At 74.3% G+C, this 14546-nt stretch carries 11 protein-coding genes and 1 pseudogene; 5 read left to right on the forward strand and 7 right to left on the reverse strand.

The window, feature by feature from the left end; translation table 11 throughout:
- Nucleotides 1-2 precede the first annotated feature (2 nt).
- The gene (locus MRQ36_RS07460; RefSeq protein ID WP_242794132.1) at nt 3-1538 is read left to right on the forward strand and encodes a diguanylate cyclase; all 1536 of its coding nucleotides are present in this window, start codon (nt 3-5) and stop codon (nt 1536-1538) included.
- 9 nt (nt 1539-1547) lie between these two features.
- Here MRQ36_RS07460 and prfA read toward each other — a convergent pair whose 3' ends face one another.
- Together prfA and rpmE are read right to left on the reverse strand one after the other, a co-directional pair.
- Nucleotides 1548-2636, reverse strand: coding sequence for a peptide chain release factor 1 (prfA, locus tag MRQ36_RS07465; RefSeq protein WP_242794133.1), 1089 nt, complete (start codon nt 2634-2636; stop codon nt 1548-1550).
- Nucleotides 2637-2742: 106 nt separating this feature from the next.
- Entirely contained in the window at nt 2743-2967 is a 225-nt protein-coding gene (rpmE, locus tag MRQ36_RS07470; protein WP_242794134.1) for a 50S ribosomal protein L31, read from the reverse strand.
- Between the two features lie 272 nt (nt 2968-3239).
- Here rpmE and MRQ36_RS07475 point away from each other — a divergent pair, with 272 nt between their 5' ends.
- Complete coding sequence (locus tag MRQ36_RS07475; RefSeq protein WP_242794135.1) at nt 3240-4136, forward strand: AAA family ATPase; 897 nt, start codon at nt 3240-3242, stop codon at nt 4134-4136.
- A gap of 114 nt (nt 4137-4250) precedes the next feature.
- Here the strand turns inward: MRQ36_RS07475 and MRQ36_RS07480 are convergent, their stop codons facing one another.
- Nucleotides 4251-6827, reverse strand: coding sequence for a phosphodiester glycosidase family protein (locus MRQ36_RS07480; RefSeq protein ID WP_278187960.1), 2577 nt, complete (start codon nt 6825-6827; stop codon nt 4251-4253).
- Between the two features lie 137 nt (nt 6828-6964).
- Between MRQ36_RS07480 and MRQ36_RS07485 the strand changes: the two genes are divergently transcribed.
- Both MRQ36_RS07485 and MRQ36_RS07490 read left to right on the forward strand, forming a co-directional pair.
- Entirely contained in the window at nt 6965-7378 is a 414-nt protein-coding gene (locus MRQ36_RS07485; RefSeq protein WP_242794137.1) for a hypothetical protein, read from the forward strand.
- Nucleotides 7379-7408: 30 nt separating this feature from the next.
- The gene (locus MRQ36_RS07490; RefSeq protein WP_242794138.1) at nt 7409-7585 is read left to right on the forward strand and encodes a hypothetical protein; all 177 of its coding nucleotides are present in this window, start codon (nt 7409-7411) and stop codon (nt 7583-7585) included.
- A gap of 277 nt (nt 7586-7862) precedes the next feature.
- Here the strand turns inward: MRQ36_RS07490 and rho are convergent.
- A pseudogene (gene rho, locus MRQ36_RS07495) lies at nt 7863-10014 on the reverse strand (transcription termination factor Rho).
- Nucleotides 10015-10310: 296 nt separating this feature from the next.
- Entirely contained in the window at nt 10311-11249 is a 939-nt protein-coding gene (gene thrB / locus MRQ36_RS07500) for a homoserine kinase (RefSeq protein ID WP_242800910.1), read from the reverse strand.
- Nucleotides 11250-11361: 112 nt separating this feature from the next.
- Here thrB and MRQ36_RS07505 point away from each other — a divergent pair, with 112 nt between their 5' ends.
- On the forward strand, nt 11362-11913 hold the full coding sequence (locus MRQ36_RS07505; protein ID WP_242794139.1) for a hypothetical protein: 552 nt from the start codon (nt 11362-11364) through the stop codon (nt 11911-11913).
- Between the two features lie 521 nt (nt 11914-12434).
- Here MRQ36_RS07505 and MRQ36_RS07510 read toward each other — a convergent pair.
- Both MRQ36_RS07510 and MRQ36_RS07515 read right to left on the reverse strand, forming a co-directional pair.
- Entirely contained in the window at nt 12435-13679 is a 1245-nt protein-coding gene (locus MRQ36_RS07510) for an MFS transporter (protein WP_242794140.1), read from the reverse strand.
- A 21-nt stretch (nt 13680-13700) separates the two neighbouring features.
- On the reverse strand, nt 13701-14510 hold the full coding sequence (locus MRQ36_RS07515) for a polysaccharide deacetylase family protein (RefSeq protein WP_242794141.1): 810 nt from the start codon (nt 14508-14510) through the stop codon (nt 13701-13703).
- Nucleotides 14511-14546 lie beyond the last annotated feature (36 nt).

The raw sequence follows: 14546 nt of genomic DNA on the forward strand, positions 1-14546 counted from the left end.
GAGTGGGCTGGCTCGACCGGGTCGACGACCAGGTTGACGCCCTCCGGCACGCCCGCGCCCTGCAGGAGGCGAGCCGATCGGCGGAGGCCTGCGTCGTGCTCGACCGGGTGCTGCGCGGCACCGTCGACCCGTACACCCGGGCGGACGCGCTGGTCCAACGCCTCTCCGCGCTGATCAATCTCGGCCGCACGGCGGAGTTCACCCGGGCCATCGAGGAGGCCAACGCCGCCGTCCGCGACCTCGCCGAGCCGTACCTGCACGGTCACCTCAACGCGCTCGCCGCGCTCGCCGCCCACCACCAGGGGGCGCTGGACCGCTGCGTCACCCACCTGGTGAAGGCGGCCCGCGCGCTGGGCGCGGTCGACGACCCGGACGAGCACACCGCCTGGGGCTGGCACGACCTGGCGATGGCGTACTCCTATCTCAGCTTCCACGGCCACGCGCTCGGCGCCATCGAACGGGCCCGGCAGTTGGGACTCGCCGCCGGCATCCCCGAGGAGACCTTCGCCGCCCCCGGCATCCGGCTGCGCAACGCGGTGGCGCTGGACCACAACGGGGACAGCGACGGCTGCCTGCGGGTGCTCCGGGACGTCGCCGGGGACCTCAACCGGTTCCTGCGCGCGGGTCGGGGCGGCAGCATCCGCCCCAGCAGCCTCGCCGCGTACGGCTATTCGGCCGCCCGGCGGGCCGCGCTCGGCGACCGGGTGGACGCCGGCACGGACGCCGACCCGAGCCGGCTGCTCGCCCACGGCGGGGACAGCGCCCGGGCCCACGACATGCGGAAACTCGGCCAGATCTGCCTGGCCGTCGCCGAGGGCCGCCCGATCGAGGCGGTGACCCGGCTGGACAGCGTCCGGGTCTCCACCGAGACGCTCGGCGCGGCCGAACCGGCCCGGCTGCGCAGCATCGCGCTGGCCCGGGCCGGCGACCACGCCGGGGCGCACCGCGCCGACCGGCACGCGTTCCGGCTCGCGGCACAGCGCAGCGACCGGCTGCGGGACGTCTACATCGACGGCATCGCCGCCCGCATCGGTCACGAGGAGATGCGCCGCGAGGCGGCCCGGTACGAGGGCGAGGCGCTGACCGACCCGCTGACCGGCCTGCCCAACCGGCGGCGGCTGGAGCGCTACATCGCGGCGGTGGTGGCGGCCGGCGAGCGGGTGGTGATCGGCGTCTGCGACCTGGACGGCTTCAAGGCGGTCAACACCCGGCACGGGCACCACTCCGGCGACCTGGTGCTCCAGCGGATCGCCGGGGTGATCAACCGGGTGATGCGACGCGGCGACTTCGTGGCCCGCTACGGCGGGGACGAGTTCGTGGTGGTGCTGCCCGGGGCCGGGATGGCCGAGGCGGCCGAGGTGGCCCGCCGGATCGAGGCGGCCGTGGCCACCGAGGACTGGGAGTCCCTGGTGCCCGGCACCCCGGTCGGGGTGAGCATCGGCTTCGCCCAGGTCGGCACCGGTGACAGCCTGGTCAGCGCGTTCGAGACCGCCGACCGGGAGATGCTGCTCGCCAAGACCCGGCTGCGCGCCTCCTGAGCCGACCCGTCAGCGCCGGGTGAGTTCGGTCTCCCCGGCGAGGCGGGCCGCCCGGTCGGCCTCGGCCAGGGCGTCCAGCACCCCGTCCAGCTCACCGGCCAGCGCCAGGTCGAGGTTGTACGCCGTATAGCCGATCCGGTGGTCGGTGATCCGGTTCTGCGGGAAGTTGTAGGTGCGGATCCGCTCCGAGCGGTCCACCGTCCGGACCTGCGCCTTGCGGGCGTCGGACGCCGCCGCGTCGGCCTGCTCCTGGGCGGCGGCGAGCAGCCGCGCCCGCAGGATCCGCATCGCCTGCTCCCGGTTCTGCAGCTGCGACTTCTCGTTCTGGCAGGAGACCACGATCCCGGTCGGCACGTGGGTGATCCGGACCGCCGAGTCGGTGGTGTTGACCGACTGCCCACCGGGCCCGGACGAGCGGAACACGTCGATCCGCAGGTCGTTCGGGTCGATGGTGAGGTCCACCTCCTCCGCCTCGGGCAGCACCAGCACCCCCGCCGCGCTGGTGTGGATCCGGCCCTGCGACTCGGTGACCGGTACGCGCTGCACCCGGTGCACCCCGCCCTCCCACTTCAGCCGGGACCAGACGCCGTTGCCGCCCTCCGGGACGCCCTTGGTCTTGATCGCCAGCGACACGTCCTTGATCCCGCCGAGGTCGGAGTCCTGCGCGTCGATCACCTCGGTGACCCAGCCGTGCCGCTCGGCGTAGCGGGTGTACATCCGCAGCAGGTCGCCGGCGAAGAGCGCCGACTCCTCGCCGCCCTCACCCGCCTTGATCTCGACGATGACGTCCTTGGCGTCGTGCGGGTCGCGGGGGATCAGCAGCTCCGCCAGCTTCTCCTCCAGCGCCGGCAGGGCGTCCGCGATCGTGTCCGCCTCGGCGGCGAACGTCGGATCCTCGGCGGCCAACTCCCGGGCGGCGGCCAGGTCGGCGCGGGCCTGCTCCAGCTCACCGGCGGCCTTGTGCAGCGGCACCAGTTCCGCGTACCGGCGGCCGACCCGGCGGGCGGTGCCCTGGTCGGCGTGGATGGCCGGGTCGGCGAGGCGCTTCTCCAGCTCGGCGTACTCGTCGAGGAGGGCGGCCAGGCGCTCACTGCTCATGCTGCGGGTGCTCCTTCGACGGCGGTGACCAGGAGAGGGGAACGAGGCGGAAACGGACGAACGCCCGCGCCCGGCACGGAGCCGGACACGGGCGTCGTCGGTGAAGCTACTTGGCCTTCTTCGCCTGAACCTTGGCGTACTTCTGCTGGAACTTGGCGACCCGGCCGGCGGTGTCGAGGACGCGCTGCTTGCCGGTGTAGAACGGGTGGCAGGCGCTGCAGGTCTCGACGTGGATCGAGCCGCCCTTGGCGGTGCTGCGGGTGGAGAAGGTGTTACCGCAGGAGCAGGAGACCTCGGTGGTCGTGTACTCCGGGTGGATGTTGGGCTTCATGTCGCCTCGGTCCTTTCGTCGGTGGTCGCCGGGTCGCCAGCGTGGGTCCGTCGCGCCGTGCGCGACGGGCTTGGCGTGAACCGGAACCGGTGGCCGATTGACCAGTGTGCCATGGGCTCGCACCGACCCGACAAGCGGGCCGCACACCAGGTCCGGCAGGCGTAACGCCGCCTCCGGCGTACGCATTCCCGCCCGGTCCACGGGCATTCCGCACGCCGTACGGTGGGAGCCGGCGCGGACGCCGAACCGGACGGAACGGGGGTGGGGGGGGCATGTTCCGCCTGATCGCGACCCGGGGGCTGCCGGCCTCCGGCAAGACCACCTTCGCCCGGCGGCTGCAACCCGGCGTGGTCCGGGTCAACCGGGACGACCTGCGCCGGATGCTGCACGGCGAGCGGCTCTTCACCCAGTGGGCCGAGGGGCAGGTCACCCGGGTCCAGCGGGCCCAGGTGGAGGCGCTGCTGGCGGCCCGGGTGAGCGTCTGCGTCGACGACACCAACCTGCGCTCCCGGGTCCTGCGGGACTGGGCGGAGCTGGCGGAGCGGTTCGGGGCCGCCTTCGAGGTGCACGACTTCACCGACGTACCGCTTTCCGAGTGCCTGCGGCGCGACGCCGCGCGGCCGGTCGACGAGCAGGTCGGCGGGGCGGCCATCCGCCGGCTGCACGAGCGCTACCTGGCCCACCGCCCGCTGCCGCTGCCGGTGCCCACGGCCCGCACCGGCGGGCCGGCCCGGGTCGAGCGCACCGGGACCGGGCGCCCCGACGTCGTCCTGGTCGACATCGACGGCACCGTCGCGCTGACCGTCTCGCGCAGCCCGTACGACATGACCCGGGTCGGTGAGGACGCGCCCAACGAGGCGGTGATCGCCGCGGTCCGGGCGATGCACGCGGCCGGTTACGGGGTGGTCTTCTGCTCCGGCCGGGACGCCTCCGCGCGGGCCGCCACCGAGGCGTGGCTGGCCCGCCACGTCCACGTGCCCTACCTGGCGCTGCACCTGCGGGCGATCGGCGACCAGCGCCGGGACGCCGTGGTCAAGCAGGAGATCTACGAACGGGAGATCCGGGACCGCTACCGGGTGGTGGGGGTCTTCGACGACCGGATGCAGGTGGTCCGGATGTGGCGTTCCCTCGGGCTGACAGTCTTCCAGGTCGCCGAGGGCGACTTCTGACCTCCCCCGTGGTGGCCCGCCGGCTGCCCGGTCGCCGAGGGCGACTGCGCCGGGGGCGGACGGCGGAACCGGCCCCGGGAGTCGCGACGCACCCGCGCCTCCCGGGGCCGACCGTCAGGCGGCGGGCGCCTCCCCAGGTTCCTCCGCCGCCGCACAGGTGACCGTGGCCTCGGCGCGCACGCCGTTCACGGTCACCGCCAGCACCACCTGCCCGCCGGCCCGCAGCGCGGTCAGCCGGCCGGTCGCCGGGTCGAACCGGGCCACGTGCCAGGGCTTCACCCCGTTGGCCGGGCCGATGTGCAGGTTCGGTGAGCCCGACCAGTCCGCGCTGACCGGCGCGGCGACCGGCACCGTACGCCCGCCGGGCTGGGTGAACGTCGCCGTGACCGGGGCCGGTACACCCACCGGCACACGCGCCGGGGCGGCCAGGGCCAACCGGTCGACGTGGGCGTGGAACTCCGCGTCGACCCAGCGGGGGCCCTCGGCGAGCGGGTCGCGGCGGGCCCGCTCCGCCTCGGCCGGGGTGACCGGGTCGACGCCGAACTCGGTCCACCCGGTGAAGCCGCCGAGCTGCGGCGGGGTGGACGGGTTCTTGCCCGAGTTGCCGTTGACCACGTACGGCACGCCGTCCACCCGGTCGGCGTGGAAGGTGCCGACGTGCCCGTTGACCACCAGCGCGCCCTTGCCGGTGCGGTGCTGGAAGTCGGCGAGCCACTGCTCGACCAGCGCCGCCTCCTTGCGGTCGAGGAGCTGGCTGGCCTTCGCCGGGCTGGGATCGCGCGGCGGGTGGTGGAAGAGCACGGCCACCGAGCCGACGGCCGGGTCGACGGCGGCGGCGTCCAGGGTGTCCCGCAGCAGCCGCACCTGGTCGAAGCCGGCACCGCGCAGCGAACCGGTGGAGGTGTTCAGCGTCACGAACCGGGTGCCGGAGTGGTCGAAGACCCGGGAGGTGTCGCCGAAGACGCTCCGGAAGTTGCCGATCGGGGCGCCCATGATCTCGTGGTTGCCGGGCACGTAGTACCAGGGCAGCGCGTCGCCCAACTCCTCGTCGAGGATCCGCTTGGCCAGGGCGAAGTCGGCCGGGTAGGCGGTGTCCACGAAGTCCCCGTCGATGACCAGGAAGTCCGGCTTCGCGGCCCGGATCTCGCGGAGCGTACGGCGGGCCTGGGCGACCAGGTCGCTGTCCGGGTCGGCGGCGACGAACTGGGCGTCGGAGAGCACCGCGAAGCGCCAGGGCGCGCCGTCCACCGTGCCGTCGCGCAGCACCACCCGGTCGGTGCGGGGTGGCTCGGCCGGCGCGTCGACGGTCGGTGGCACCTTCGCCACCAGGTCGTCGATGACGATCTCGCTGGTGTACTGGGCGGCCGGGTCGGTCTCCGCCACATAGAACCGGCGGACCCGGACCGGGTACTGCACGCCGGCCGGGACGGCGAACTCGACGTACTTCCAGCCCGTCCAGGTGACGTACGGGCCGCGGAGCACGTGCTGGGTGTCCTGGGCGTCGTGCAGGTGCAGGCTGGGCCACTCCCCCTTGCCGTTGCCGTGGATCCACATGCCGAACGCCTGCGGCTGGCCGGGCACCTCGATCCAGGCCGGCGGGTCGGCGTACGCGGCCCGGGTGCCGGTGGAGGTGCTGAAGTCGTACGACAGCTTGAGGCCGGTGCCGGTGTGGCCGGGGGCGGGAGCCACCGAGCCGCTGGCCCGGGCCTGGCTGAACTTCCAGGAGGCGGCGTCGTCGAAGCCGGCGACCGGGACGTCGGTGAGCCCGACGGTCACCGGCAGCACGGTGGTCCGGCCGCCGACGTGGACGGTCACCAGGGCGGAACCGCTGTCGCCGAGCGCCTGCACCGACAGGTTGCCGTCGGCGGTGGGGGTGACGGCGAGCAGCGACCGGTCGTACTCCAGCCGCAGGTCGGCCGGCTCGATCGGCGCGGTGTTCCCCTCGGCGTCGAAGCCGACCACGCCGAAGAGCGCGCTGTCGCCCCGGGCGTTCAGGCCGAGCCGGTCCACGGTGGAGTCGATCCGGTCCAGCGGTCCGAGCACGGTGAGGTCGAGGGTGCCGCTGGCGGAGTCCCGCCAGGCGGTGACGGTGCTGCGGCCCGAGGTACCGGCCCGGAAGACGCCCCGGTCGTCCACCCTGCCCCGGTCGGCCGGGTTGGCCCGCCAGTGCGGCGCGCCGGCCGCCGGCCCGTACGTCTCGTCGTAGCCGGCGGCGGTGAGCCGGCGGGTGAGGCCGGGGAAGACGCGGTCCGGCCGGCCGCCGCGTACCGGCGCGACGCCCGGCGCGGCGGTGGGGTCGCTGGCGGTCTCCAGCCAGTAACCGGTGAGCCGGCCGCTGCCCGCCGGGGCGTAGATGGCCAGCCCGTTCGGCACCGGCCGCTCGCTGCCGTCGGAGGGGCTGTTCTCGACCTGGACCGTCGCCGCGCCCGGCTCCCGGGCCAGCAGCGTGGAGGAGCCGCCACCGTCGAGGTTCAGCGCGGTGTACGCGCCCAGCTCGACCATCATCCGGCCCAGCTCGGTCTGGGTGACGCCCCGGCTGTCCACCTGCCGACCGTCCACCGTCATCATGATCATCTTTCGGCCGTCGGCGGTGAAGCCGACCGAGGTGCGCGGGGCCAGGGTCGCATCGGCGATCGGCTGCACCACGCCGTCGCGGACCAGCACGTTGCCGCCGCCGACCGCCGCGCGCAGGCTGCCGCCGTCCGACGACTTCGGCCGCCAGGTGAGGTCGACCGGGTCGCCGGCCGCAGCGCGGCGAGCGCGTCGGCCCGGCCTCCCGGCCGAGCAGCACGGTGGTCCCGGCCGGGATCGGCCCCTCGCCGGCCGCGGTGGCCACGGTCGCGACCCGGCCGCCGGTCACCGTCACCTCGACCGTCCGGGCCGCGCCACCGACCGCCCGCTGCCGGGGGTACGACCCCCAGAGCGGGGTGAACACGCCGACGCCGTCCCGCTGGACCATGTTGTTGAACTGGGTGAGCCGGACCGGCCCACCCGGCAACGCGGCGCTGCCGTCGAAGCCGACCTGGACGACCCGGCCCAGCCCTTCGGCGCTGATCGCGGCGGCGTTGGGATGCCCGGCGACCGGCGACTGGACGAGTTCGCCGGAGCGGATGCCGACACCCTGCGCCGCACCGGAGTTGTTGATGTCGAAGAAGTCGCCGTTGACGGCGGCGACGGCGCGGGACCGGTCCACCGCGGCGCGCAGCGGCTCGTCGCGGGTGACCGCGCCGGAGTCCACGTAGTCCACGGTGACGCCACCGGAGAGGTCGGCGGTGAGCGCGTCGGCGCGCAGCCAGCCGTCGGTGTCGTACCGGTCGAAGGAGGTCAGGTCGAGTCCGGGGGCGACCGGGCGGCTGGTCCGCGCGGTCTCCAGTCCGCCGGCCGGCTCGACGCCGGTCGTCGGGGCGGCGGTGGGCCGCCGGGCCAGCGTCACCGCCGAGGCGGGATAGGACGACGCGGCGGGGAACTCCTCGGCGGCGGTGTCGGCACCGGGTGCCGCGAGCGCGGCGGGAACCGGCCCGGGGAGGGCGAGCAGCGGCGTGAGCAGCAGGAGGCCGGCCAGCCGCGCGGATCGACTGCGGGTACGCATGGACGACAGTCAACCCGATCCTGAACAGAAGTTTCAATACCCGGTTGCTTAACCGAAGAAAAACTTCACGGTCGTGCCCGGACACGAAGAAGGGCACGGCCGACTGGCCGTGCCCTTCTGTCGGTCCTACCGGGACGTCACTCCCCCGGCGTCGACTTCGCGATCTGCATCAGGAACTCGATGTTGGTGCGGGACTGCTTGAGGCGGTCCAGCAGCAGGTCGAGCGCCGCCTGCGAGTCCAGCGAGTGCAGCACCTTGCGGAGCTTGTGGATGATCGCCAGCTCCTCCGGCGCGAGCAGGACCTCCTCCTTACGCGTACCGGAGGGGTTGATGTCGATCGCCGGGAAGACCCGCTTGTCGGCGATCTTCCGGTCCAGCTTGAGCTCGGCGTTACCGGTGCCCTTGAACTCCTCGAAGATGACCGTGTCCGCCATGGACCCGGTCTCGACCAGCGCGGTGGCGAGAATGGTCAGCGAGCCGCCGTTCTCGATGTTGCGGGCCGCACCGAGGAAGCGCTTCGGCGGGTAGAGCGCGGTGGAGTCGATACCACCCGACATGATCCGGCCGCTGGCCGGCGCCGCCAGGTTGTACGACCGACCGAGCCGGGTCACCGAGTCCAGCAGCACGACCACGTCGTGGCCCAGCTCCACCAGGCGCTTGGCCCGCTCGATCGCCAGCTCCGCCACCGTGGTGTGGTCCTGCGGCGGACGGTCGAACGTGGCCGCGATGACCTCGCCCTTCACCGAACGCTGCATGTCGGTGACCTCTTCGGGCCGCTCGTCGACCAGCACCACCATCAGGTGGCACTCCGGGTTGTTGCGGGTGATCGCGTTGGCGATCGCCTGCAGCACCATCGTCTTACCCGCCTTCGGCGGGGACACGATCAGCGCCCGCTGGCCCTTGCCGATCGGCATGACCAGGTCGATGACCCGGGTGGTGAGGATGTGCGGCTCGGTCTCCAGGCGGAGCCGCTCCTGCGGGTACAGCGGGGTCAGCTTGTAGAACTCCGGCCGCCGCCGCGCCTCCTCCGGCTCCATCCCGTTGATGGTGTCCAGCCGTACCAGCGGGTTGTACTTGTCGCGCCGCTGGTCGCTGCCGCCGGTGTCCCGGGCGGCCCGCACGGCGCCGGTGATGGCGTCACCGCGGCGCAGGCCGTACTTCTTGATCTGGGACATCGAGACGTAGACGTCGTTCGGGCCGGCCAGGTAGCCGGTGGTCCGGACGAAGGCGTAGTTGTCGAGCACGTCGATGATGCCGGCCACCGGGACGAGCACGTCGTCCTCGCTGACCTGCGGCTCGCGCCCGCCGCCCTCGTTGCCGCCCTCGATCCGGTCGCCCCGGCCGCGCCGACGGTCCCGGAACCGGCTGCGCCGGCCGCGCCGACCGCCGTTCTCGTCGTCGTCGCCGTCGTTGTCCCGCTCGGCCCGCTGACCACGGTCGTTACGGTCGCCGCCCCGGTCGTTGCGGTCCCGGTCGTTACGGTCGTTACGGTCGTTGCGGTCCCGGTCGTTGCGGTCGCCCCGGCCGTCGCCCCGCTCGTTGCGCTCGGCGCGCTCGCCACGGTCGGACCGCTCGTTGCGCTCGCCCCGCTCGCCGCCGCGCTCGCCCCGGTCGCCGCCGCGCTCCGCCCGCTCGCCGCCGCGCTCGGCCCGGTCGCCGCCGCGCTCGACGCGCTCCGTCCGGTCGCCACCCTGCTCGGCCCGCTCGCCACCGCGCTCGGCCCGGTCAGCACCGCGCTCGGCCCGCTCGCCGCCGCGCTCGGCCCGCTCGGCCCGGTCAGCGCCGCGCTCGGCCCGGTCGGTCCGCTCCCGGCCGTTGCGGCCCTCGCCACGCTCGCCGGTCTCGGCGGTGGTGGTCTCCTCGGTACGCACCTCGGCCGGCCGGGTCTCGGCAGCCGCGGCACGGCCCCGACGGGTCCGGGTACGACCCTCGGTCGGCTCGGCGGCCGGAGGCCTGCTCGGGGCTGCGCCGCTCGGTCTCGGCCCGGTCCTCCCGCACCTCCGCGCGCACCTCGTCACGGGTGGGGGCGGCCGCGGCCGCAACCTCGGCCCGCGGTCGAGGGGTCCCGGCGGCGGCGCCGCCCTGCCGCTCGGAGATGGCGCTGATCAGCTCGCCCTTGCGCATGCGAGCAGTGCCGGAGATGCCGAGCGACGCGGCCAGGCTCTGCAGCTCCGGCAGCAGCATCGCCGACAGGCCGGTACCACTGCGCCGACGACGGGTGGGGGCGGCGGTGGTGGCATCGCCAGCGACGTTGGAAACATCCGACGTCACGTCGGTGGTGTCGCTCAATGGATTCCTTCCCTCGATAGGCCGGGACTGCCCGGAGTCGTGGAACCAGGTGGCCGGGCGGCCTCGGTGCACCCGCCTCGCATTGACGCGTCGCGGGAGTCTGTTACACAGCAGCCGGGCGGTTTCCCGACCCACCAACATCGGTGAGCAGGTCTCGCCGTCTGCGGCGACCTGTGGAAACTGCGGCGCGGCGTGGGCCTTGGCAGGGGTGACGGGCTGACCGCCGAGAGCTTCGGGGGTGCGCCGACCCGCAGGGAGATCGCATGCTTCGCGGCTGTGCTAAGTCTAGAGCGTAATCAACTCTTCCGACCTGCGGCAACAGGGCCCCGCTCGGCGTGTCCCAGTCTACCCCGGGTGACCCGGCCTCCGCTGACGTCTATCGGCAACTCCCAGCGCTGCCATTCTGTTCCCGCGTCGAAGCTCGCCGGCGGCTCGGTCAGGGCCAGCACGGTCGGTCCGGCCCCACTGACCACAGCCGCCACACCCGCCGCACGCAGCGCCTTCACCAGGGCAGCCGTCCCCGGCATGCCCTCGGCCCGGTAGTCCTGGTGCAGCCGGTCGACCGTGGCCGGCAGCAGCAGGTCGGGCTCGGCGGTCAGCGCGTGCACCAGCAGCGCCGCCCGCCCGGCGGTCAGCGCGGCGTCGGCGTGCGGCACGGTGGCCGGCAGGGCGGCCCGCGCGGCGGCGGTCAGCCCGCGCTCGGCGGGCACGAACACGGTCGGCCGGACACCGTCGGCCACGGCGAGCGACACCGCCCGCGCCCCGGTCGGCTCGGTCCAGGCGACGGTGAAGCCACCGAGCAGGCAGGGCGCGACGTTGTCGGGGTGACCCTCGATCTCGGCGGCCAGGCGCAGCGCCGCGTGGTCGTCGAGTCGCTCGGCCCCGTCGACGACCAGCCCGCGCGCCAGCAGCACGCCGGCGACGATCGCGGCCGAGGAGGAACCCAGGCCGCGGGCCTGCGGGATCCGGTTGACGCACTCCAGCGCCAGCCCGGGCGGCTGCCCGCCCAGCACGTCGAAGGCGGCCCGCATCGACGTCACCACCAGATGCCGGTCGTCCGCCGGCAGCTCACCGGCCCCCTCGCCGGTGACCGCCACCCGTACGCCGCCCGGGATGACCTCGGCCGCCACGTCGTCGTGCAGCCCGAGGGCAAGCCCGAGCGCGTCGAACCCCGGGCCAAGGTTCGCGCTGGTCGCGGGCACCCGGACCCGGACGGGACCGGAGGTGAAAGTCATCGGCACCGGCTCATGCTAGGGCCCGGGACCGACATCCCGCCGGTCCGCCCGCCCCCTGGGAATTGCGGCCTGCCACTAGCCTGACGCCGATCCACCGACGGCGGGAGGCCACGTGCAATTCCTGGGTTACTCGGGCTGGCAGCTGCTCACCCAACTGCCCACCCTGCTGGTGCTGGCGGCCGGCCTGGTGCTGGCGCTGGCCAACCGGCGGCTGCCGCGCGGCCCGCGCGGGCTCCTGCTCGCCGGCCTGGCCGTGCTGCTGCTCGGGACGCTGCTCAGCCTCGGCTGGCTCCTGGCGCTCCCCCGGCTCGTGCAGAGCGGCGGAGCCGCTCAGTTCACCCGGCTGAGCATGATCGTCGGGCCGCTGCTGGCGCTGGTGCACCCGCTCGGCCTCGGTCTGGTCGTGGCCGCCGCCCTCACCGGCCGGACGACAGCCCCGAGCCCGCCGGCTGGGCCGGGGCACGGTTGGCAGCCCGGTGCGGGTGGTCCCGTGCCGCAGCAGTGGACGGGGTCGAACATCCCCCGCGCCGACGCCACCGCCCCGGACTCCTCGGCCCTGGACTCCTCAGCCCTGGCTGCCCCAGGCCCGGCTGGTCCAAGCCCGGCTGGCCCAGGCCCCGCGGCCCCCGGCCCGGACACCCCGGGCTCGAGTTCACCGTCCTAGACCGGCAATCTCGGTTGGCTGGTCTCTCCCGGCCCGGCGCGACCGGTTGTCGCAGTGCCCTACGCCCGGACTGCCCGCATCGGCCGGACTGCCTGCACCGTCCAGCCGCTGCGCACCGTCCAGCCGCCGTACACCGTCCGGGCGCCGCGCACCGCCCGCCCCGGCGGGCCAGCCGGGACAGACACTGCTCGTGCGCTACAGCTTTGATGACGACGATGAATCACCCGCTCGCGCCTCTTCCGTGATTCATCTTCGTCATCAAAGCTGTAGCGTCCCGAAGGGCAGCCCACGGCACAGCCGGGACGGGCCGGCCTGCCCTCTGCCTGGCCGGGCAGCATTGACCGACAGCCAGCGCAGAGCGAGGCAAGGCCAGCCCGGACGAGGCAAGCCAGCAGGGAGCAGGCCAGCAGAGGGCAGGCCGGCATGGTGTTCGCGAGCAGGGCAGAGTGGCGGCGGACCGGCGCGGGCAGATCGGTGCCCTCGGCCGAAGAGTCGGCGGGTCACCGAGCGGACCCGCTGGATCAGGGGGTGGAGGTGGGCTCCGGTTCGGTCGCCGGGTCGGTGAGGGAGAGCCCCCGGGTCGCCAGCCACCAGCCGGCCGCGTAGACCAGGGTGACCAGACCGCAGCCGGCCAGCACCACCCGCTCGTCCACGGTGTCCACGACCAGCGCGACCACGAGCTGGCTGAGCGAGATGGCCAGCGTCGCCAGCATCATGTCGGTGGCGAAGACCCGGCCGCGCAGCCGGTCCGGCACCTCCCCCTGGAGGGCGAAGTTCGACAGCACCCAGTTGCTGCCGCCACCGAAGTGGGCGAGGAAGACCAGGACCAGGACCAGCGGGAACCAGGCCACCACCGAGGTACCGAGGTAGGCGAGGCCGTACAGGGACATCGACAGGGCCAGGCCGGGCAGCAGCCAGGCCCGGTTGGTCAGCACCCGCCGCATCAGGATCGGCCCGACCAGGGCGCCGGCGCCGCGGAACGCGAAGAGCAGGCCGGTGCCGATCGCACCGACGCCGTACACCCCGGCGAGCAGCGGGAAGACGGTCAGCACGCCGTTGCCCAGGCCGACCGCCGACTTCACGGTCACCAGCGCGAGCACCCGCGGCCGGTGCCCGATGTAGGCCAACGCCTCGCGGATGGCCGGCCAGGTCCGCTGCACCGGCCGGCCGGCGTCGCGGGGTGCCTGCAACGGCCGGCGGATCAGCGCGGCCAGGCCCGCGGCCAGCGCCAGACCGACCGCCGCCACCCAGAAGCAGGCGTACGGGCCGGCGGCGGCGCTGAGCACGCCGCCGAGGGAGGCGCCGACCACGCTCATGGTGCCCCAGGCGGAACCGGCCACGGCGTTGCCGGCGGCCAGGTCCTCCGGGTCGAGCACGTTCGGCAGGGCGGCCTGGGCGGCGGGCGAGTAGAACGCCTTCGCCACCGCGACGAGGCCGATCGACAGCATGGCCAGCCAGGCCGTCCCGGCGCTGTGCACGCCGAGCAGCAGCAGCACGCCGGCCAGGGCGGCCAGGTTGGCGATCATCATGATCTTCCGGCGGTCGAACCGGTCGGCGATGGTGCCGGTGTACGGCAGCAGCAGCGCCACCGTGCCGGTGTCCACGGCCAGCACCAGGGCACCCCAGACCCCGCTGCCGGTGAGCTCGGGCAGGAGCACGAGCAGCGGCACCATGACGAACCAGTCGGCGCCGAAGACCACCAGTTCGGCCAGGAAGAGGTTGCGGAAGTCGCGGTTACGGGCGAGGACCGAGACGGTGGGTGACACGCCGGAACCCTATCCGGCCGCTCACACCGACGCGGCGCGACCGAGCAGGTGGGAGACGGTCACGAAGGTGTAGCCCCGGTCGCGCAGCCCGGTGATCATGTCGGGCAGCCCACGGAGCGCCACCAGGCGGTCGTCGGTGCCGACGTCGTGGCCCAGCAGGATCGTGCCGGGCCGGACGTCGGCGACGATCCGGCGGGCGTGCCCGGCCGGGTCGTGCGGGAACTGCCCCTCGACCATCTGCAGCGTCCAGAGCACCAGCCGGTAGTTCAGGCGGGCGGCGGCGTGCAGCGCGGCACCGCCCAGGTGCCCCCAGGGCGGGCGGAACAGCCTGGGCACCCGGCCCGTCGCCGCCACGATGGCGTCGTGACTGCGGCGCAGGTCGTCGTACGCGCCGTGGGCGTCGAGGCGGGCCAGGTCGTGGTGGACCCAGCTGTGGTTGCCCACCTCGTGCCGGTCCAGCCGGCCGCGCAGCAGTCCGGCGTGCTGCCGGGCCCGGGAGCCGACCAGGAAGAAGGTGGCCGGTACGGCGTACCGGTCGAGGGTGTCCAGCACCATCGGGGTCCACTGTGGCAGCGGGCCGTCGTCGAAGGTGAGGGCGATCAGGCGCTCGTCGGTGCGTACCCCCCAGGCGACCTCGACCAGGCCGCCGCCCACGTCCTGCTGGTGGTTGCCCAGGGTGGCGCTCGCCGGTCCGCCGCTGATCGGGAGGCGGCGGTCGGCGATCCAGGCCGTCTCCGCGGTGGCGGCGGCACCGACGGCGGCGCCGCCGGTGAGCAGCCCGGCGGCGCGCAGCAGTGAACGTCTACCCCACCGGCCCGTGCGTTCCCCCATGGCTCAGCTCCCGCTCCGGAGGCCCGCCCGGTGCGG

Origin of the sequence: Micromonospora sp. R77 (assembly GCF_022747945.1) — a bacterium.
GTDB lineage: Bacteria > Actinomycetota > Actinomycetes > Mycobacteriales > Micromonosporaceae > Micromonospora.